Raw genomic sequence first — 20,223 nt, forward strand, 5'->3', positions numbered from 1 at the left:
GCTTGGCCAGAAAAATGAGTCGTTCTCGCTGTTCTAAACTAAGTGGTACAGAAACAATTCGAGGCATGTGTGAACATCTGTTAACTAAAAAAACTTTTTCGCATGATTAGTTATTTTTGTCAACTTAAGATAATAAAGATGATTTTTTGTTTCATTGATTTCTTATTTTGAATTATTTCAGCCGTATTATATTTAACCCCACCATTAACGCATACAAAAAAAAGCCATCACAAGATGGCTTTTTTTACTGTAAACACAAATATTTATGCAGGAATACGCAGCACTTGCCCTGGGAAAATGTCATCGGCATTTTTTAACAAAGGACGGTTTGCTTCAAAAATTTTATTGTATTGATTTGCATCACCATAAAATTCTTTAGAAATCTTAGAAAGATTATCGCCTGATTTAACTGTATAAAATTTACTTTCCGGTTCTGGCGTTGCTACAGTCAACTGATCATCCACTTGCGCCACATGATCAATATTCCCTACCGCCAAGATAATCTTTTCACGATCTGCTTGGCTTTGCACCTGACCTTTCACTGTTGCTAGATCTGAAGTCCCGTTATAACTCACAGACAAGCCAGTTACAGGTAAGCCCAGTGCTTTGATATGACCCAATAACTTATTGGCAATTTCTTGTGCAGATGGTTCAGAAGGTGTTGCTGGCGCTGCCTGAGGTTCTGCAGGCGCTGTATTTTTTTTACCAATTCCTTTTACAAAATCAAAAAGACCCATGTTTTTCTCCGTTGTTTTTACTGTTTTAAATAATTTAACTATTGTTCAAACTCTATTTTTATAGCTAAAAAATAACCGCTTTTGAGTTGTTGTTGGTGACAGAAACGTAAGCTAATGTAAAAACAAAATATTCAGCATAAAAAAAGCCACCGAATGGTGGCTTTTTAAATCAGCATCGCTGAAATCTAAAATTAACCTAGTTTCTTAGAAACATAGTCAATTGCAGATTGTACAGTAGTGATTTCGTTTGAATCTTCATCAGGAATAGTGATGTCGAAATCGTTTTCGAAAGACATAACTAATTCAACTAGGTCTAGAGAGTCTGCACCTAAGTCATCCATGAAAGAAGCTTCGTTTTTGATCTCGTCTGCTTTAAGACCAAGTTGTTCAGCTACTGCTTGTTTTACGCGTTGTTCGATATCGCTCACAGGAATTCTCCTCATTGCTTGTGGCGTTTTTAATGCCGTTAGTTTAATTGAATCTAAATCGTTTTGAAAGTTTATACTTGAGCGCTTAGCTCATGTATAAACCACCATTTACATGTAATACAGTTCCGGTAATGTAACTTGCCTTTTCAGAAGCAAGAAAACTTACGGCATTTGCGATATCTTGCGGCTCACCTAAACGGTTTAAAGCCACTTGATCACTCATCTTTTTACGAATTTCTTCGCTTAACTGTTCTGTCATTTCTGTTGCAATAAAGCCCGGAGCCACTGCATTTACAGTGATTTGGCGGCTTCCCATCTCTTTTGCAAGGCTGCGACCAAAGGCCTCAATCCCTGCTTTTGCAGCAGAATAGTTTGCTTGTCCTGGGTTAGCAAAATGTGCAACCACAGAACTAATATTAATAATTCGGCCAAAACGTGCTTTGGTCATGCCCTTTAAAACACGTTTAGAAAGTCGATAAACGGCTTTCAAATGAATGTTGAGAATGTCATCCCAATCATCTTCTGACATACGAAGTAACAAATTATCTTTGGTAATACCCGCATTGTTCACTAAAACCAATACAGAACCAAAGTTTTGCTCAATGTCTGATACCAATGCATCAATTGCAGTTGCATCACGTACATCTAAAACTCTACCCGCACCATTTTCAGCAAAAGCTGCAGATAATTTTTCTGCACCCGCTTCTGAAGTTGCAGTACCTACAACAAAATAACCGTCTTGAATCAATTGCTGAGCAATTGCTGCTCCAATCCCTCGGCTCGCACCTGTTACTAAAGCAACTTTGCGTTCTTGTGTCATGCAATTTTCCCTTCTGCCACTAAAATGGCATTCAGTGCATCTTCCATACGACCTTTCGTGTCGAGTGGGAATGCTTTTTCAATATTTGGCAAACGTTTTGCGAGATTCGCAAGGACATTACCCGGACCACATTCAGCAATGTACTGAATACCTTGGTCTTGCAAATACTGCATGGTCTTTGTCCACTGTACAGATTGGTATAACTGTGCAGTTAACGCCTGACGTAATTGCGCTACATCAGTCGCGATTTCAGCGCCTACATTTTGTATTACAGGTATAGTAGGCAGCTCAATGGCAGTTTGTTCCAATGCTGTCGCAAACTGTTCAGCAGCAGGTTTCATCAATGCACAATGCGATGGTACAGAAACCGGAAGTGCGATTGCTTTACCGCCATTTTCTTTAGCAGCAGCCATAACCGCTTCAACCATGGCTTTATCGCCCGCAATGACAACTTGACCTTGTGCATTGTAGTTTGCAGCATCTACTGAACCTTGGCCTTCTGCTTGAGCACAAAGTTCAATGACTTTGGCATCATCTAGACCCAAAATTGCCGCCATTGCACCTTGACCTTCAGGTACAGCACTTTGCATTAACTGACCACGTAGGTTCACCAGTTTAACGGCATCACCTAGGCTCATCGCTCCCGCAGCAACCAAGGCGCTGTATTCACCTAATGAGTGACCTGCAAGGTATTTCGGTGCAACACCACCTAACTCTAACCACACACGCCATAAAGCAATACTGGCAGTCAGTAGTACAGGTTGAGTAAATTCTGTTTGGTTTAACCCTTCACCACTTTGCGCAATTTGCCAAAGATCAAAGCCAACTACTTCTGATGCTTCTGCAAATGTTGCTTGCACACTACTAAACTGTTCTGCAAGTTCAGCGAGCATGCCGACTTTCTGTGACCCTTGACCCGGGAACACGAATGCAGTTTTAGTAGCTTGAGCTGCTTGCTCGAGTTGTTTAGCAGACATAAAAAAATCCTTTATCAAGATTGGTGAATTTATGCTATTTGGACATTTATTCAACACAATCCCATGTAAGCTTGTTTCAGGGACGGAAATTTAACACTTAATTTTTGTCTTGGTAATTGCCAAATGCAACAAAAAATCGGTACAAAAAAAGGGAGCTTAACGCTCCCATTTTTTCTACTAAGCTTGACGCTTAATACATCACCAATTATTCAGCAGATGCTTTAGCGAATAATTGACGACCACGGTAGATACCATCTTTAGATACGTGGTGACGACGGTGAGTCTCGCCAGTAGCTTGGTCTACAGTTAATGCATTCTCGGTTAAAGCGTCATGTGAACGGCGCATGTCACGGCGAGAGCGACTTTTACGGTTTTGCTGAACGGCCATGATGGCTCCTTACAAAGATCGAAAAAATGGATCAGAACAAATTCGATTGTCTTATACTCAAGAGTATAACACAAAAATTAGTTAAGTTTACCCTTCAAACCTGCCAAAACATCAAACGGGTTGTCCCGTTTTTCTTCAACAAGCTCTTCAGCGGCAGGTTGATGCTTATGTTCACAAGCATCGTGCTTAGGTGACAAAGGCATCAACAATAACAATTCATCCTCTATCAGTGAGAGTAAATCAGCAGTCGCAGGTGCATCATATGAACCTTTGGTTGTTGCTTCACTTTCACCTAAAACGATGAAATCAGCATCCTCATCCAAGCGCTCTATCAGTGACTCGTCATCTACAAGAGCTAGATGAAAACTTAAAACAAGTGGGATCTCAACAGTATCCAGACAACGCTGGCATTCCATTGGAACATTTGTTTCAACATGACCATCCAGCCATACAATGCGATGATAAGCATCCATTGATAGCTTACAGTCTATGTTAATCAATTGATCATCAATTGATCCAACAGCTTCACGAGCAATACGAACAAAGCGAGATAATGGCAGTGTTCCTGACCATTTAAAGCCCTGTTCAGCCCATTTAAACGGCTCAATCTGTGCCGGAAAGGTATTTGCTGACATAATTAAGGCGGCAATTCTACAAATTCATCAGTACTCTGTCAAAGATTAAGATACAATTTTGTACTTATTTAGACAGACCATTTGGGTAACTTAAGTTATGCATCTGTTGCAGCCGCAAACAGAAGTGAATGTTTCATCACTTATGAGCACAATTTCAACGCTTGATTCTGACATTTCAACCGACCAAGTGCAACTCTCGGCTTGGGAGAAACTTTCCACAGAAACAGAACACGTCGAATGGCTCATCTTACACTTTAATCATTGGTTTTCCCACCTGAATGTGAGCTTAGTGAAAGGTGACTTTGAGCCCGAATACTTTCCTGCTGATTCAAACGGCCCTGCCCGTATTCAATTTGCTCATGGTTATTTCAATAGCGCCTTGCATGAAATTAGTCATTGGACTATTGCTGGTGATCAACGTCGTTTACTTCCCGATTTAGGCTATTGGTATGCACCTGATGGTCGTAGTAAAGAGCAACAAGCCCTCTTTGAACAGGTAGAAATTAAGCCGCAAGCGATCGAATGGTTATTTGCAAAAGCCTTTGGGCGTAAGTTTCGTGTCTCACTTGATAACCTTACTGGTGAAGGAGGAGATGGCAGTAGCTTTAAAGATAATGTCTACGCACAATTACAGGCTTATTTTAAGGGCGATGCCAAACTTCCACGCGATGCTTGGCGCTTTATCCAATGCATTTGTCACTGTACACGTGCTGGCAAAATGTTACAGGCGAATGAATTTCAACGTGAAATGCTTGATTAAATTATACAATTTGACTGCATTTCACATTGCACAAAGCAAATAGACCGCGACATAATGTCTAGAGCTTTTAATAATAAGAGGAAAACGACATGTTGCATTTAAGAATACATCCGGAAAATCCTCAACCCCGTTTAATTACGCAAGCCGTTGAACGGATTCGTGCCGGCGATGTGGTGGTTTATCCCACAGATGCCGCCTATGCCATCGGTTGCCAGATTGGGAACAAAAATGCCATGGAACGCATTGCCCAAATTCGTCAGCTCGATGCTAAACATCAATATGCGATTATTTGTGCAGATTTATCTGACATTGCCACGTATGCCAAAGTCGACAATGCCATGTATCGTTTATTGAAAAATAACACCCCTGCGGTCACCACCTTTATTTTGCCTGCGACCAGTGAAGTTCCTCGCCGTTTAATGCATCCTAAAAAGAAAACCATTGGACTGCGTATTCCGAGCAACCCGATTTGCCAATTGTTACTCAAAGAACTCGGTGAACCTTTATTAACATCGACCTTAATTTTACCGGGCCAAAAAGAACCGATTGATGATCCTTACGAAATTGAACTGCAAATTGGCAAAAGAATAGATGTATTAATTGATGGCGGTTTAGGTACTTTAAATACCACTAGCGTTGTAAACCTTGCAGGTGAATACCCTGAAGTGATTCGCCGTGGTGTCGGTGATGTCAGTGCCTTTGAATAGCATGTACTGTTAAATACATGCTGTTACCGATCAGAGGCACAGCATGTAAAAGTCCTCTGCTCAAAACGCGGTTAAAGCACCTTTCGATAAAGGAATCGACCTGATGACTTTATTTCAAATTTTACTCAAGCTCCAAAATGCGACAGACCTCAATGTCTCCGAGCAAAACCGTCTCAATCATCTCGCCATTTATGCCACTGAGCCTTGGACTTTAGAATCCACGGCTCAACTAAGGGCAATAGACAAAAATTTAATTTCACCAATAGCGACAACACCGCCGCAGGTTTTTCGTTATTTTCTGCATGCATCAACGGTCAAATCACTGTTTAAACGTAAAGCTAATCAAAATCTCTGCTCGCAAGCGCAGTGCCAACTCATCATCGAATTTGCACTTGAGCAGAGAGTCTTACCAACAGGCTCAAAGTCTTGATAGTTGGCTTTTGCTCAAGCGCGATAAAGCTGCATAAATTCTTTTAAATGAATTTTTTGTTGCCCTTGCTCATCAAAATTATTTGTATCGAGCCATGCTGCATAAGCTTGAGACAACATTGGCCAATCCTGATCCAACATCGCAAACCAAGCGGTATTACGATTACGACCTTTCACAATCACATGTTGACGAAACAACCCTTCAAATTGAAAGCCAAAACGCAAAGCAGCATTTTTCGAAGGCGTGTTCAAGTCATCACACTTCCACTCCACCCGTCGATAACCTGCTGCAAAGCACGCTTTTAACAATAGATAAATGGTTTCTGTTGCTGCGGTTGATTGCTTCATTAAACTTGAAAAATAGACATTGCCAATTTCGATGACAGCATGTGCTGGGCGCACATTGAGCAAACCAATCCACCCTACAATGGCATCACCAACCTCAATGACATAATGTATCGAACCGGCAAAATGAAAGGATTGCTGAAAATAATCACGCAATTGCTGCATGCTTTGAATTTGAGAATAAGGCAAATACGTCCAACAGCGTTCATCAGGTTCTTGTTGTACTGTCTGCCATAGCCGCTGTAAAAGACTATCATCAAGCTGATCTGGCAGCATTGGAATAAGCCGAACAGATTGCCCCATTTCGGTTTTACATCTGAACTGGCAAGGTTCAAACTGCGCCAACGTCATCCCTACGGCCTGACCCCATTGATTATATTGTTGTGGCATAGCAAATATTCTTTTAGTCAATTCATTCAAATCATTTCATGATAGACGCCCACCATCCAGACATCACAGCTTAAATAAGTTCATGGATTGATGAGTGTATTATTTATAATTAACACAAGTTGTGATCGATATCACAGCTTTAAAATTTTACATGTGTATAAATAAAGCCTATTCCCTATAAATTTTATGTTTTTACCCAATTCAACCGTTCAGTAATTTCTTTAAACGCATTTTTCCATTACACTATTCCCTATAACTTTTGTGCTTTTACTTTCGATGTGAGATCGAAGCGAAAGCTGTCTGCATGCCTTTGAAAATTCGCGTGGCCTATAATTGCAATGAACCAAACTGTCCATAATTCTATGGAAGATGCTCCACACATTCGCGTTTTGGATGAGTGGCAAGAAGCTATTCCAGAAGATTTGTACATCCCACCCGCTGCATTTGAAATTCTATTAGAGCATTTCGAAGGACCACTCGACTTTCTGATTTACCTGATTCAAAAAAATGGCTTCGACTTATTACAAGTCGATATTGCCCCGATTGCATCCCAATATTTGTCTTATATGGATGCAATGAAATCTCTAGATATTGAATTAACTGCAGACTATATGGTGATGGCAGCCCTATTGGCCGATTTAAAATCGCGTCTATTATTGCCAAAACCTAAATCGACCGCGGCACATGAACAAGATCCTAAACAAGAATTGATTGACCGTTTAGAAACCTATTTGCGCATCAAACAAGCTGCGGAAAGATTAGGTCAAATGTCAGTGTTGGATCGAGATACATTCGATACCAATGTCAGTTTAGGAACGATTGTCGAAACCAATGATGGTTATGACATTCAATTGCTTCGTGATGCCATACTCTGTGTTTTTAATCGACCAGAACCGGTTACCCACCAAATTTTACAAGAGCCTGTCTTACTCGAAGAACGTATTGCTTATATTGAAACTAAGCTTGAGTCAGGTGAAGTATTAGATTTTCCGGACTTACTCAAACCAAGCCAAGGCCGCATGGGTGTTGTCGTGACATTTATGGCCGTGTTGGAACTGACACGCCAACAAAAAGTTCAAATTGTCGCATCAGGTGTAGAAGCACCGCTTGCAATTCAGGGAGCACGTGCATGAACACTGAACTTAAACAAATGACTGCGGTGACTTCAGAAGATAATCTGCATGAAATTTTGATGCAGCTTGAAGCCATTATTTTTGCCAGTGAAGCGGCAGTGAGTATTGCCCGTTTAAAAGAGGCTTTCCAAGACCGTTTCAGTAAAACTGAATTACGCCAATATTTGCAGCAACTTTCAATGCTGCAACACGGCAGATCAATTGAACTTGTTGAAACCGCTCAAGGTTTCCGTTTTCAAGTACGTGCAAAATATCGTAATATTATTGCACAGACCTGGCCTGAACGACCAACTCGTTTATCGCCATCCTTGCTCGAAACTCTTTCTGTCATTGCTTACCATCAACCGGTAACCCGCGCAGATATTGAGCAAATCCGTGGGGTGACCAACAATAGTCAAATTTTACGTACGTTATTTGACTGGAACTGGATTAAAGAATCTGGTTTTCGTGAACTCCCAGGACGACCCGCGTTGTTAGTTACAACGCCTCAATTTTTAAATGCTTTTGGTCTAACCTCTTTGGGCCAATTGCCTCCCCTGCAGGATGCCAAGGAAGCTTTTATGGCCCTCGATGCGAATGCACCGAAGTCATAAATAGGTGAACTGTTGATGATAATTTCTAAGGTTATGCTGTCATGAGTGAAAAATTGCAAAAGGTGCTCGCACGCGTTGGTTTGGGTTCTCGCCGTTATATGGAAGAAGTCATTGCCGCTGGTCGTGTGAGCGTAAATGGGCAAGTTGCCCAAGTGGGTGAACGTATTGAACCGGGTGATGAGCTTCGCATCGATGGTCGTAAAGTTCAGTTCCAAATTGAAGACGAAATTCGTCGCCGTGTGTTGATTTACTACAAACCAGAAGGCGAAATTTGCTCACGCAATGACCCTGAAAACCGTCCAACGGTATTTGAACAATTACCTCAAATTACCGGTGATCGTTGGGTGATGGTGGGTCGTCTAGATATCAACTCTACAGGTCTATTGCTGTTCACGAATGACGGTGAACTGGCGAACCGTTTAATGCACCCTTCTAGCGAAATCGAACGTGAATATGCCGTTCGTGTCATGGGTGAAGTCACTCCTCAGTTAAAAAACAACATGTTACAAGGCGTTGTTTTAGATGATGGCCCTGCAAAATTTGAGTCATTCTCTGAAATTGGTGGTGACGGTATTAACCGTTGGTATCAAGTGGTCGTAAAAGAAGGTCGTAACCGCGAAGTTCGTCGTATTTTCGAATCTCAAGGCTTAAAAGTGAGCCGTCTTTTACGTACACGTTATGGTTCAGTGATTCTGCCACGCGAACTGCGTACTGGTCGTTGGATCGAGCTAGATAAACAAGATATTGACAACTTAACCAAGTCGGTTGAACTTAAACCACGTCAAGGTACTGGCCTGTTTGGTATGGCGAAACGTCGTACTGAACGTATGCAAGACAAACCAATGGCAGCACGTCGCGGTGGTTACTTACGCCAACAACGTCGTGACAGTGACGAAAACCAGCCACAACAAAGCAATGGTTATCAAGACAATCGTGGCGAACGTCGTACTGGTCGTACTGAAGGTGGTTTCCAAGGCAATGGATTTAATCGTTCAGAGCGTCGCAACGAAGGGTTCAACAATAACCGTAATGATCGCAACAGTGAAAACTTCGGTAACCGTGAACGTCGTAACGACAATTATGGCAATCGTGAGCGTCGTAATGACTCTGTGCCAAGTCGTGCATTTAGCGGAAACAACAAAGGCTTTAAGAAATTTTAATTTCTTAAGTATAAAAAAACCGCTCATTTGAGCGGTTTTTTGTTTCTTTATACTGACGGAATCAACACTGACGGAATCACTGGAACATCAATCCATAACGCCTCTGGAAAGAGTTTGGCTAAATATGCTTTTAAATATTCAGCAGTATCTTTAGAAATCAATACATCTTGCGATTCATCATTTAAATTATAAGCCAGTGCATAAAGCGCCAAGCCACGACTTTTTAGTGCTTCCAAACTTAAAATCGTATGGTTAATGCTGCCCAAACGCCCCGAAGTCACCAAAATAACGGGATATTGCTTCTCTACAACATAGTCGATGGTTAAAAGGTCCGTAGTCAATGGCACCATCAACCCTCCCGCACCTTCGAGTAAAACGTTGTCATATTTTTCAGTTAAACGTTTTGTCGCGTATTCAATTTTAGCAAAATCAATGTCACGTCCATCGAGTTTGGTGGCGAGATGTGGCGACGCAGGATAACTAAATATTTCAGGCATCGTAAGTTTGGTTTCATCTTCGACCAACAACCTCGTACCCATAATTTGACGATGTTGTTCTATATCCTCAGAAATATCGACATTGCCCGTTTGGATCAACTTTTGGGTAATAGTTTTTTGGCCCTGCTCATTCCACAATTTCGCTAAATAACCCGTCGCATAAGTTTTACCGATGCCTGTGTCTATTCCACTGATAAAGTAAATTTGAGCCACTTATTTTTTCCTTACAATACATTGGATGGGATGATAGGTCAGCGGATACTGAAAATCCTCTGAATCAGGAGCATGTACAAACTGTGCATAATCCAGATAAAACTGTTGCAAAGTGCTTTTTGTCCAGCGATGTTGTGCCGTTGCAGTCACTCCCGTTGCCTTAATATGCTGAAGCACATCGCGGGGATGCTCAAAATACAATTGCTGTACCTCTTGCTTCATCATGACAAATTCAAAACCACAATCCATCAAAAACCGTTGCAGCAGATGAATTTCAAAATAATCCAAACCGCAGCCCGTCAGTTGCTTCATTTCACGCAAATTTTCCGTACCAAAACTGCTGAATACAAAATATCCTTGTGGCTTTAAAGCTTCATATATTTTGCTAAACAACTGCGGTAAATCGGACATCCACTGCAAAGCAGAACTTGAAATAACCAAGTCTAAGTTTTGCGGAAGCGCCTGCTTTTCAATATCACCCATCAGCAGATGGGTATGGGTCTTTTGCAAAAAGGTAGCATCTTGCAAAGTGACGATATTTTCAGACAAGTCATTCAAATATAAAGTATCAATTGAACAATGCTTTAACACTTCCTGCGTGAACATTCCTGTACCGCAACCAATTTCCAAAGCCTGATGCCAATGTTTTTTCCCGACATACTGATCCATCAGTCCTGCCAGCTCTGTGCAGATTCTTTTTTGAACCACAGCCTGCTGATCATAGGTCAACACAGCTTTAGAAAAGCGCTGCTTAATTTGAGATTTATCCAGCATCTTACTCTGCCATTAGTTGCTTGATTAATGTATGCAGCTCTTCTTGACCAATGTTGGAAGTCAAAGAGATGCGTAAGCGCGAACTATGCTGCGGCACAGTGGGCGGACGTACAGGCATGATATAAAAACCTGCCGCTTGCAAAGCTTGAGCCTTGGCAACAGTTTTATTCGACTCGCCAATAATGACGGGCACAATATGTGATGTAGATGGACAATCAAAACCTTTGTCTTGCACCGCTTGTTGCAAATTTTGACTGATTTGCTGTAAATGGTGACGCTCTGCTTTTAAATTTAAAACATTCTTGAAAATAAAATCTGTCCATGCCATACAGATCGGGGGCTGTGCAGTACTAAAAATCAACGGTCGCATCGAGTTAATCAAATAGTCACGAATAATCGAATGACAAATGAGATACCCCCCTATTGAAGCCAGTGCTTTACCAAATGTACCGACTAAAAGATCAATATCATCCATCACCTGATATTGCTCAGCACAGCCTAAACCACGCTCACCGCGCACACCGATTGCATGCGCCTCATCGACATACAACATCACTTTGGAAAATTGTTTTTTGATCCGTACCAATTCAGCCAAATCAGTTTCATCACCATCCATACTGAAAATCGATTCAGTCACCACAATGATCCGCTCAAAAGCCTCATCTTCATGGTATTTACATAAAAGCTGAAATAGATGCGCCAAATCATTATGGCGATAACGTACATATTTCGCACTCGATAATCGGATGCCATCAATCATACTGGCATGAATCAGCTTATCCGCCAATATCAAGGTTTTACTGTCTGCCAGTGCAGGTAAAATCCCGATATTCATGTGATAGCCGCTGTTAAATAACAGTGCTGATCGGCCATGAAAGGCATCACTTAATGTTGATTCAAGTTGCTCATATTCTGGAAAATTCCCCGTCAGCAACCGCGAAGAGGATGAACTCATCCAACGCTGTGCGTTCGGGGTTTCATCAAAAAATTGTTCACGTAGATGTTGGTTTGAAGCCAAACCTAAATAGTCATTTGACGCTAAATTCAACATGTTGTGATCGTGAATACTAATGTAACGATCGTGCTGATGATTTGAAGTGAACTGACGTAAGTTGCCTTGCTGTTTTAGTTGATCAAGTTGATCTGAAAAATGGTTGAGCAGATTCATGCTGGCTGCTCCATGTTTTTCACCACCTCAACCATTTGTTCTAGCAAAATTTTTAATGCATGCTCTGAAATAATATATGGGGGCATAACATACACCAGCTTACCAAATGGACGAATCCAAATACCACGACGGACAAACTCCTGTTGTAGGGTTTTCATATCTACATTAAAGGTCAATTCCACCACACCAATAGCACCAAGTATTCGTACATCTTTGACATGTTCAAGCGATGAAAGTGCTGGTAAATGAAACTTCAATTGAGCTTCGATACGTCGAATATTGGCTTGCCAATCTCGAGACAGCAGCATTTCGGTACTTTTTACAGCCACAGCACATGCCAACGGATTTGCCATAAAGGTTGGGCCATGCATAAACACACCAGCTTCGCCTTGGCTGATCATATTCGCAACTTTCTGCGTGGTTAGAGTTGCAGACAAGGTCATATAACCGCCTGTCAGCCCTTTGCCAATACACATAATGTCCGGCTCAACTTCAGCCCATTCCCAAGCAAAGAGTTTTCCTGTTCGCCCGAAACCTGTCGCGATCTCATCGAAGATCAGCAAGATATTGTATTGCTTGCAGAGTAATTTAGCTTGACGCAAATATTCAGGATGATAGAAACGCATACCTCCTGCGCCTTGTACAATCGGCTCAAGAATCAATCCCGCAATATTTTCATGCTGTTCAATCAGAGTCTTTTCTAGTTCAGCAATATCCGCTGAATTCCACGCTTGGTCAAAGCCAATTTGCGGCGCAGGAACAAAAATTCGATTTGGCAAACTTGGGCCAAAAATTTGATGCATCCCTGTCACGGGATCACACACAGACATCGCATTCCAAGTGTCGCCATGATAGCCAGAACGTGGTGTGACAAAATTGGTTTTATTCGGTTGATGTAAAGATGCCCAATACTGCACTGCCATTTTCAAGGCTACTTCGACAGCAACCGAACCTGAATCGGCAAAGAAGATTTTATCTAAACTGGGCGGTGTGATTTTTAACAGTAATTTAGCCAGTTGAATCGCGGGATCATGTGTCAATCCACCGAACATGATATGTGACATCTGTTGCAGTTGATCGGTCACTGCCTGATTTAGCTCGGGATGGTTATAACCATGAATTGCACACCACCATGAAGACATACCGTCAATCAATTGACGACCATCTTCAAGCTCAATCATTACCCCTTGCGCACGTTTCACTTTAAACGTTGGAAGGGGCTGAGTCATCGATGTATAGGGATGCCAAATATGCTGCTGATCAAATTGTAGATCGGTTAAATTGACCATCCCTCACTCCATGTATCAGGCTAAAACATCAATGTGGCAAGATGTTACCCCCACGCCAATGAAAAATAAATTGCCATAAAGCCCAGCTATTCAGAGATTTGTTCTATTTTCTTTAAATATTGGAAGATTTTGCAACTTATGACTTCAGATTCAAACAATGGAAAGCCATGTGAGCCAGAAACCAATTCAGTCTCCAAAAACTTTACAGCTAAATTACGCAGTAAGCGTTCAACTTTGTAACTAACCAAATAATCTTGCTTAGCAAAAATATGGTATTGATGACCTGTGTAGTTTTTCAAGATACTGACATTATTAAGCTTCTCCAAACAGTTTAATCCTGCTCGAAGCACATCTAAATTTTGCGCTTGAATCAAACTTTGCAAGGTGATGAAATCTTGCTTGCTGCTATCAGTGCCCTGACAAACCATATAACCAAACTTTTTTAAGGTCGAAATTGCATCCTGCTCGAAAGATTGTTTGAAGCTTTGAAAACTGACTTGATCCATCGCAGCAGGCCACTGTTCATCAGCCACAAAACTTGGATTTGAGCCTAATGTGATCAGCACTTTCTGTTGTTGATATTTTTTTTGAATTTCATCTACCAAAATCGTCGCCAATTGACCACCAAGGGACCAGCCAATAATCACATCAAATTGCTGCGCCAATTCAACTTTCTGTTCGAGCACTTCTAGATTTAAGGCATCAAAAATATTCCATAATTCGACCTGATAACCTTGAGCGATCAATGCCTGCTGTAAAGGAGCAAGTAATTTACGACCGCCGCCCCAGCCAGTAATAAGTAAAATCTGTTGTTTCAATGCAAACTCTAAAATTAAACGATTCCAAATAGTATAAAAGTTCAGAGCACGTTTGATAGTGGCATTTCAGCACATCAACCGATTTGCCAAAAGACATTCGAAATCTACTTCAATAAATATAAAATCAGCTAGCCTACAGCGCTTTAAAATTTGCTAAGATCAGATAAAGAACAATATAAACTGATGCTCTATGAAAGTTTCTTCATTGCTAAAAATCTGTTTAATGACATGTGCTTTAATAGCAACCACCCAAATCACAGTTGCCGAAACATCAATACTCAGCACCAGTCAAAACAAACAAAAACAATGGGTAGGCACACCCGCACCCAACTTTAAATTACAAGATCAAAACGGAAAATGGCACGAACTGAAGCAATATCAAGGGAAATGGCTCGTTCTGTACTTTTATCCCAAAGACAACTCACCCGGTTGTACAGAAGAAGCCAATCAATTTAAAACCCTGTATCCACAATTTTTAAAAACTAATGCGGTTGTTTTGGGCGCAAGCTTAGATGATGTTGCATCACATCAAAAGTTCTCTAAAGCACTCGGACTTCCCTTTCCAATTCTTGCCGACCAACAGCATAAGCTGGCGACACAGTTAGGCATTGTACGAAACTTAGGGATTTTAAAATTTGCCAAACGTGAAACCTTTCTCATTGATCCGAAAGGTATTATTGTTTATTACTACACCAGTGTGAATACACAGACACATGCGGCGCAAGTTTTGGCAGATATCAAAAAACTACAACAATAGTTTTCATGACTTAATAAAAAACCCAGCTTGTGCTGGGTGTTTAGATTTTTTCGTAAATTACATTTGAGACTGAATATAGTTTGGAAGGCCAATGAGTTCGATCAAACGCATTTGCTTTTCAAGCCAGTAAGTATGATCTTCTTCAGTATCTGACATTTGCTGACGCAGCATATCACGGGTCACATAGTCACCCTTTTCTTCACACAATTTTACGCCTTGTGCAAGTTTCTCACGTACATGATATTCAAGCGCCAAATCTGCTTTTAAACAGGTCACAACATCTGTACCGACTTCAATATCATCACGATTCATATTTGGCGTTCCTTCAAGGAACAATACGCGACGAATCAATGCATCTGCATGTGAGCCTTCTTCTTGGCTTTCATGATCGATACGTTCAAAGATTTTACTTAAGCCCCAATCTTCATACATACGGGAATGAATTAAGTATTGATCACGAGCAGCCAGTTCGCCACCGATCAGCATATTTAAGTAGTCTACGACTTCTGGATTGCCACGCATTTTCTTCACTCCATACCCTTTTCAAATATTATGGACAAGTTTCAAAATGAATGCAAAATATAATTTTTGTAAGTTTATGATTTATATAAAATTTAAATGATAAACATACGCATTTGCAGTTCAATTCCGCGCATTTTTCACATATAAAAGAAGCCCTTGCAGAATATTCAAAGCGCTTAGAACACAAAATAAGCAAAAATCGCTAGATGCTGTTTTTTGTAACAATTAACAATGCGTCTTGTTTAGCAAAAATTCGCCGGATTGATCCAAGACGCCATACTTGCAATGCCTCGCCTCTATTCATGGAATAGTGCACTGATGACCCAAATTTCCAAAGAAGACAGACTTAAGCTGAAGTCCAACGTGCATTGTTCCATGCTTGCTGCTGCTTTGAATCTAAAAAAGTCCAAGCGACAAAACGGCTTTCTTTTTGTCCCTGAGTCATTTTAATAGTTTTCACATCCACTGCGCCGCTCTTCGCTAAGGCCTTTAAAAGCACTGGCAATGTTGTTTTCTTGGAAACTAGTGTACTAAACCAAAGGCATTGCTCTGCAAACTGAATGCTCTCTTGCACCATTTGGCAGACAAATCGTTCTTCGCCGCCATCACACCAGAGTTCGTTTTTTTGACCTCCAAAGTTTAACACCACCTTGGTACGATCAACCGGCTTGCCCAGTTTTCTTAATTTTTGCGTTGCTGTCGCGTTGGCTTCATCTTGCGAGGCATGAAATGGCGGATTACACATGGTCAAATCAAAACGATCTGAAGGTTTGATCACACCATTGAAAATATTGCTCGCTTTTTTCTGCAATCGAATCTGAATACCTTTACGCAGATTCGGATTTGCCTCCACAATAAATTGGGCACTTTTAACCGATGCAGCATGAATGTCTGAGCCGACAAATTTCCAGCCATAGCTTCGATGACCAATGATCGGATAAATACAGTTCGCGCCAACGCCAATATCTAAGACTTGAACGGTGTTTCCAGCTGGAATCAGACCTTTATTGTTAGCACTCAACAAGTCAGCCAAATAGTGGATATAGTCCGCTCGCCCCGGAATAGGCGGACAAAGATAATCTTGAGGAATATCCCAATATTGAATGCCATAAAAATGCTTGAGCAATGCTTTGTTGAGCATTTTCACAGCGTGCGGATCAGAAAAATCTACCGATAAATCATTATATTTATTTGGGCTGACAAAAGGCGCAAGTTCCGGACAACTCTTGATTAACTGCGGAAAATCGTAACGACTGCGATGCAGATTTCGTGCATGTAGTTCCGATTTTTGTTGCGGAAAAGATTTCTTTGCTTGCGCCATATGAATGCCAATAATCAACGGGAGAACAGAATCATCTGATAAGGCAGGATCTATACCTGCAAATTAATCGATATTGTACGTGAATTTAACTGACAATGACGCCCCAATCCTTTTATTTGCCTATCTGCAAAATCCATAACCACTTGGAAGCCTATTCTTATTTTATCTGGACATTTTTGTTTGCTATAGCATTCAATCTCATTAAACAAAACTGTGAAACATTACTCAAAATTTAAGCATGGAACGGAAAGAATCTCGTAAAAAGCCCAATCACACATGATTGGGCTTTTTACATCAAGATAAAATCTTGTAATTTAAAGATAAATAAAAAGATGTTAGAAACCATTTAAAGTGTCTGTATTCTCACCAATAAAAATGTTTAGTCTATGATGTACATCAACATCATGGACCGGATATAATTTGAGATGCTGATCACTATGTCTGACAAGGAAATACAACGTCTTGCAGTTCTACAAGACGTTCGCGATCGACGTATTACACAAGTCCGTGCTGCTGAAATCCTGAATCTTTCTACCCGCCAAATTACCCGATTATTACAGAAGCTAAAGCAAGACGGTGTTTCAGGCCTGACACATGCCAGTCGTGGTCAACCTGGCCATCGTCGCCATGATGAAGCCGTAAAGTCTGAATGCCTTTCCATTATTTCTGAACATCTGCTGGGCTTTGGCCCAACCTTGGCTCATGAGAAGCTGATGAGCATGTTTGGTCTGAATATTCCTGTGGAAACGGTTCGTCGCTGGATGACTGCCAATGAGCTCTGGATTCCGCGATCCAAGCGTCTGAAACGGCCATATCAGCCTCGATATAACCGGGATTGCTTCGGTGAGTTGATCCAGATTGATGGTTCATATCATGACTGGTTTGAAGGACGAGCCGCCAAATGCTGCTTGCTGGTTTATATCGATGATGCCACTGGAAAGCTGTTGCATCTGCGCTTTTGTGAGGCTGAAACAACCTTTGATTATATGCTTTCAACCCGAGCCTACATTGAGCAATACGGCAAGCCGTTGGCCTTTTATAGCGATAAACACTCGGTATTCCGAGTCAATCAGAAATCCTGCCAAGACAGCAAGATCACGCAATTTGGGCGGATCCTCAACGAGTTAAACATTGATATTATCTTTGCCAACTCACCGCAGGCCAAAGGTCGTGTGGAACGTGCCAACAGGACACTTCAGGATCGTCTGATCAAGGAGATGCGTCTGGAAGGCATCAGTTCGATTGCCGAAGCCAATGCCTGACTACCCTGCTTCATTGAGCAGTTCAATCAGAAGTTTGTCAAGTGTGCGAGAAATTCCAAGAACTTACATCGCCCTTTAACAGAGTTTGATGCTGAACTGGAGGATATTTTCACCTGGCAAGAACCGCGTAAGGTCACGAAGAACCTGACCATCACGTATGACAAGTGTATTTATATACTTGAGCCAACAGCACTGAATCATAAGCTTGTTGGGCAATACATTTCATTTCTGGAGTATCTGGATGGCACTGTAGCGATCATGCATGAAGGACGGAAGATCAACTATAGCACCTTCAATAAACTGTCTGGACTACAGCAAAATGCAGTTGTTGAGAATAAAAGATTAGGCTCGGTTCTGGCCCATATCCAGCAGCAACATGAGGAGTTGGAGAAACAGAATAAACGTTCCCGTCTCAAGAAAAGTATGCCGAGTCGTAAAGCTCAGAAAGCTGTTATTGAACAAAGATATTTAAATCCTGTTCTTGACTCTTGCAGTTAAAAACAGGACATTTTAAATGGTTTATCGCATAGACATTTTAATTGGTGAATAGCAGAAGAAGCTTAGACCTAAGATCTAGGCTTTAAATTAAAGCGCACAAGTTAGATATGACTCTTTGTCCATTTTTCTGTGAGATTTTGCGTCCATACTCATAAGAATATGCATCTATCCAACATTCATCCCATATTCACGCTTTTAAGATCATAAAAAAGTACTTTTGCAGCGTTCACATGCATTCTCTGCTGAATTTAGTGCACATTAAACCCAATCATCAACATATATTTTTTCAAATCAATCAAAGACAAAACTAAATATTTTCAATATGATAAAAAATGCGTCAATTAAAGTTGAAGAATATGAATAGCAAGACAACAAGACAGATACTCGTCACAGGCGCGACAGGCTATATTGCCAGTTGGGTCATCAAAAATTTACTCGAATTAGGTCATACAGTGCATGCCACAGTTCGAGATCTGAATAAAACATCAGGATTTGCACATCTCGAAAAAATTGCAGCTAAAACAACTGGCGCTTTAAAACTGTTTCAAGCCAATTTATTGGATGAGGGTGCATTTGATTCAGCCATGCAAGGTTGTGACATTGTGATCCATATGGCATCCCCTTTTGTTGTGACCAACTATAAAGACGCAATAAAAGACATTATTGAGCCGGCTATTTTAGGCACTGAAAATGTACTCAACAGTGTCAATAAAACAGAATCTGTACAACGTGTTGTCGTGACTTCAAGCATCGCATCAACCTATGGTGATGCCATTGATATTCTACAGACCGAGCATAATGAATTTGATGAATCGCATTGGAATACCTCCAGTTCAGAAACTCATCAGCCTTATCCATATTCAAAAGTGATGGCTGAGCGCAAAGCGTGGGAAATGCAAAAAGCACAAAACCGTTGGGATCTGGTCTGTATTAATCCAGCACTGGTCATGGGGCCATCTTTAACAGCGTCAACACAGTCAGGAAGCGTTGAAGTTCTACAACAGTTTGCCAATGGTATGACTTTGGCCGGTGTTCCACCAATGTGGAATGGTATCGTCGATGTTCGCGATGTTGCCGATGCGCACGTACAAGCAGCTCTCAATCCCGCAGCGAGCGGACGTTATATAATTAGTGGTGGCACATTAAGCCTATTAGATATGGGCAAATTATTGCGCGCACATTTTGGGAATAAATTTCCATTTCCGCGCAATACCTTACCGAAGTTTGCTTTTAAGGCATTTGGCCCTCTTGCCGGCTTCCCTCGTAAATTTGTTGAACTCAATATGGGCTACCCAATTTACTTTAATGCAGCTAAGAGCAAGAAAGAATTAGGGATCGAATACCGTGATATTCAAAACAGTGTGGTTGAGCATTTCCAACAACTTCTCGATGACGGTGTTGTGAAGCAATATATTCCGTGAATCACTCATCAATAAAAAGCCACCTTGAATAGGTGGCTTTTTATATTAAAAAACTAGGGTGTGTTGACATTTACAGCCGATAAATTGAGCTAAAGAGGCAACCATATAAATATACAAGCTAAAGCAACAGCGCTTTGATAGTTACGTTTTAGCTTATCGTATCTTGTGGCAATTCCTCTAA

The 20,223-nt window shown here is 41.1% G+C and carries 22 protein-coding genes and 3 pseudogenes; 9 read left to right on the plus strand and 16 right to left on the minus strand.

Translation table 11 applies throughout. The annotated features are described in order from the left end of the window. The 7 genes and pseudogenes from FTT98_RS18275 to FTT98_RS14610 all read right to left on the minus strand — a co-directional run. Nucleotides 1-67, minus strand: a pseudogene (locus FTT98_RS18275) (helix-turn-helix domain-containing protein); the annotation flags it as partial. Between the two features lie 196 nt (nt 68-263). After that, a complete protein-coding gene (lysM, locus tag FTT98_RS14585; RefSeq protein ID WP_180008199.1) occupies nt 264-737 on the minus strand; it encodes a peptidoglycan-binding protein LysM in 474 nt (157 codons plus the stop codon). Nucleotides 738-928: 191 nt separating this feature from the next. Next, nucleotides 929-1,165, minus strand: coding sequence for an acyl carrier protein (acpP, locus tag FTT98_RS14590; protein ID WP_078190054.1), 237 nt, complete (start codon nt 1,163-1,165; stop codon nt 929-931). A gap of 85 nt (nt 1,166-1,250) precedes the next feature. Further along, nucleotides 1,251-1,985 (minus strand): 3-oxoacyl-ACP reductase FabG, encoded by a 735-nt coding sequence (gene fabG, locus FTT98_RS14595; RefSeq protein WP_180008197.1) that lies wholly within the window; start codon nt 1,983-1,985, stop codon nt 1,251-1,253. After that, complete coding sequence (fabD, locus tag FTT98_RS14600; RefSeq protein ID WP_180008195.1) at nt 1,982-2,962, minus strand: ACP S-malonyltransferase; 981 nt, start codon at nt 2,960-2,962, stop codon at nt 1,982-1,984. The genes fabG and fabD overlap by 4 nt, the downstream gene beginning before the upstream one ends. 205 nt (nt 2,963-3,167) lie before the next feature. After that, nucleotides 3,168-3,350, minus strand: coding sequence for a 50S ribosomal protein L32 (gene rpmF / locus FTT98_RS14605; protein ID WP_004279227.1), 183 nt, complete (start codon nt 3,348-3,350; stop codon nt 3,168-3,170). 77 nt (nt 3,351-3,427) lie between these two features. Continuing rightward, nucleotides 3,428-3,985, minus strand: coding sequence for a DUF177 domain-containing protein (locus FTT98_RS14610; protein ID WP_078190057.1), 558 nt, complete (start codon nt 3,983-3,985; stop codon nt 3,428-3,430). 97 nt (nt 3,986-4,082) lie between these two features. Between FTT98_RS14610 and FTT98_RS14615 the strand changes: the two genes are divergently transcribed. The 3 genes from FTT98_RS14615 to FTT98_RS14625 all read left to right on the plus strand — a co-directional run bounded on the left by FTT98_RS14615 (nt 4,083) and on the right by FTT98_RS14625 (nt 5,882). Beyond that, nucleotides 4,083-4,745 (plus strand): elongation factor P hydroxylase, encoded by a 663-nt coding sequence (locus tag FTT98_RS14615; protein WP_180008193.1) that lies wholly within the window; start codon nt 4,083-4,085, stop codon nt 4,743-4,745. A gap of 89 nt (nt 4,746-4,834) precedes the next feature. After that, complete coding sequence (locus tag FTT98_RS14620) at nt 4,835-5,452, plus strand: L-threonylcarbamoyladenylate synthase (RefSeq protein ID WP_078190059.1); 618 nt, start codon at nt 4,835-4,837, stop codon at nt 5,450-5,452. A gap of 103 nt (nt 5,453-5,555) precedes the next feature. Further along, nucleotides 5,556-5,882: a hypothetical protein gene (locus tag FTT98_RS14625; protein WP_180041070.1), complete on the plus strand. Its 327-nt coding sequence runs from the start codon at nt 5,556-5,558 to the stop codon at nt 5,880-5,882. Between the two features lie 14 nt (nt 5,883-5,896). On the opposite strand, the gene FTT98_RS14630 is transcribed toward FTT98_RS14625, so the two are convergent. Further along, nucleotides 5,897-6,616 (minus strand): GNAT family N-acetyltransferase, encoded by a 720-nt coding sequence (locus FTT98_RS14630; RefSeq protein WP_180041072.1) that lies wholly within the window; start codon nt 6,614-6,616, stop codon nt 5,897-5,899. A gap of 338 nt (nt 6,617-6,954) precedes the next feature. Between FTT98_RS14630 and FTT98_RS14635 the strand changes: the two genes are divergently transcribed. Genes FTT98_RS14635 through rluB form a run of 3 tightly spaced genes read left to right on the plus strand, consistent with a single transcriptional unit; the run spans nt 6,955 to nt 9,502 of the window. After that, entirely contained in the window at nt 6,955-7,749 is a 795-nt protein-coding gene (locus FTT98_RS14635; protein ID WP_180041074.1) for a ScpA family protein, read from the plus strand. Further along, nucleotides 7,746-8,342 (plus strand): SMC-Scp complex subunit ScpB, encoded by a 597-nt coding sequence (gene scpB / locus FTT98_RS14640; RefSeq protein WP_168379583.1) that lies wholly within the window; start codon nt 7,746-7,748, stop codon nt 8,340-8,342. The genes FTT98_RS14635 and scpB overlap by 4 nt, the downstream gene beginning before the upstream one ends. A 41-nt stretch (nt 8,343-8,383) precedes the next feature. Continuing rightward, nucleotides 8,384-9,502 carry a 23S rRNA pseudouridine(2605) synthase RluB gene (rluB, locus tag FTT98_RS14645; protein ID WP_168379582.1) on the plus strand — a complete coding sequence of 373 codons (1,119 nt, stop codon included), beginning with the start codon at nt 8,384-8,386 and terminating at the stop codon, nt 9,500-9,502. Nucleotides 9,503-9,549: 47 nt separating this feature from the next. On the opposite strand, the gene bioD is transcribed toward rluB, so the two are convergent. The 5 genes from bioD to FTT98_RS14670 all read right to left on the minus strand — a co-directional run bounded on the left by bioD (nt 9,550) and on the right by FTT98_RS14670 (nt 14,261). Further along, entirely contained in the window at nt 9,550-10,212 is a 663-nt protein-coding gene (bioD, locus tag FTT98_RS14650; RefSeq protein ID WP_180041076.1) for a dethiobiotin synthase, read from the minus strand. Next, nucleotides 10,213-10,986 carry a malonyl-ACP O-methyltransferase BioC gene (bioC, locus tag FTT98_RS14655; protein WP_180005440.1) on the minus strand — a complete coding sequence of 258 codons (774 nt, stop codon included), beginning with the start codon at nt 10,984-10,986 and terminating at the stop codon, nt 10,213-10,215. Between the two features lies 1 nt (nt 10,987). Then, a complete protein-coding gene (locus FTT98_RS14660) occupies nt 10,988-12,154 on the minus strand; it encodes an 8-amino-7-oxononanoate synthase (RefSeq protein ID WP_180041078.1) in 1,167 nt (388 codons plus the stop codon). Further along, entirely contained in the window at nt 12,151-13,443 is a 1,293-nt protein-coding gene (gene bioA / locus FTT98_RS14665) for an adenosylmethionine--8-amino-7-oxononanoate transaminase (protein WP_180041080.1), read from the minus strand. The genes FTT98_RS14660 and bioA overlap by 4 nt, the downstream gene beginning before the upstream one ends. An 86-nt stretch (nt 13,444-13,529) precedes the next feature. Beyond that, entirely contained in the window at nt 13,530-14,261 is a 732-nt protein-coding gene (locus tag FTT98_RS14670; protein WP_180041082.1) for a YqiA/YcfP family alpha/beta fold hydrolase, read from the minus strand. A 190-nt stretch (nt 14,262-14,451) separates the two neighbouring features. Here FTT98_RS14670 and FTT98_RS14675 point away from each other — a divergent pair, with 190 nt between their 5' ends. Continuing rightward, nucleotides 14,452-15,018, plus strand: coding sequence for a peroxiredoxin (locus tag FTT98_RS14675; RefSeq protein ID WP_180008173.1), 567 nt, complete (start codon nt 14,452-14,454; stop codon nt 15,016-15,018). A 57-nt stretch (nt 15,019-15,075) separates the two neighbouring features. On the opposite strand, the gene bfr is transcribed toward FTT98_RS14675, so the two are convergent. Together bfr and rlmF are read right to left on the minus strand one after the other, a co-directional pair. Continuing rightward, on the minus strand, nt 15,076-15,540 hold the full coding sequence (bfr, locus tag FTT98_RS14680) for a bacterioferritin (protein ID WP_067762676.1): 465 nt from the start codon (nt 15,538-15,540) through the stop codon (nt 15,076-15,078). Between the two features lie 346 nt (nt 15,541-15,886). After that, nucleotides 15,887-16,861 carry a 23S rRNA (adenine(1618)-N(6))-methyltransferase RlmF gene (gene rlmF / locus FTT98_RS14685; protein ID WP_180041084.1) on the minus strand — a complete coding sequence of 325 codons (975 nt, stop codon included), beginning with the start codon at nt 16,859-16,861 and terminating at the stop codon, nt 15,887-15,889. 425 nt (nt 16,862-17,286) lie between these two features. Here rlmF and FTT98_RS14690 point away from each other — a divergent pair. Together FTT98_RS14690 and FTT98_RS14695 are read left to right on the plus strand one after the other, a co-directional pair. Beyond that, a pseudogene (locus FTT98_RS14690) lies at nt 17,287-18,621 on the plus strand (ISNCY family transposase). Nucleotides 18,622-18,977: 356 nt separating this feature from the next. Then, nucleotides 18,978-20,042, plus strand: a complete 1,065-nt coding sequence (locus FTT98_RS14695) for an aldehyde reductase (protein ID WP_180041086.1) — start codon at nt 18,978-18,980, stop codon at nt 20,040-20,042. A gap of 89 nt (nt 20,043-20,131) precedes the next feature. On the opposite strand, the pseudogene FTT98_RS14700 reads toward FTT98_RS14695, so the two are convergent. Further along, nucleotides 20,132-20,223, minus strand: a pseudogene (locus FTT98_RS14700) (IS5/IS1182 family transposase); the annotation flags it as partial.

The organism is Acinetobacter sp. YH12039 (assembly GCF_013420015.1).
Classification (GTDB): domain Bacteria; phylum Pseudomonadota; class Gammaproteobacteria; order Pseudomonadales; family Moraxellaceae; genus Acinetobacter; species Acinetobacter amyesii.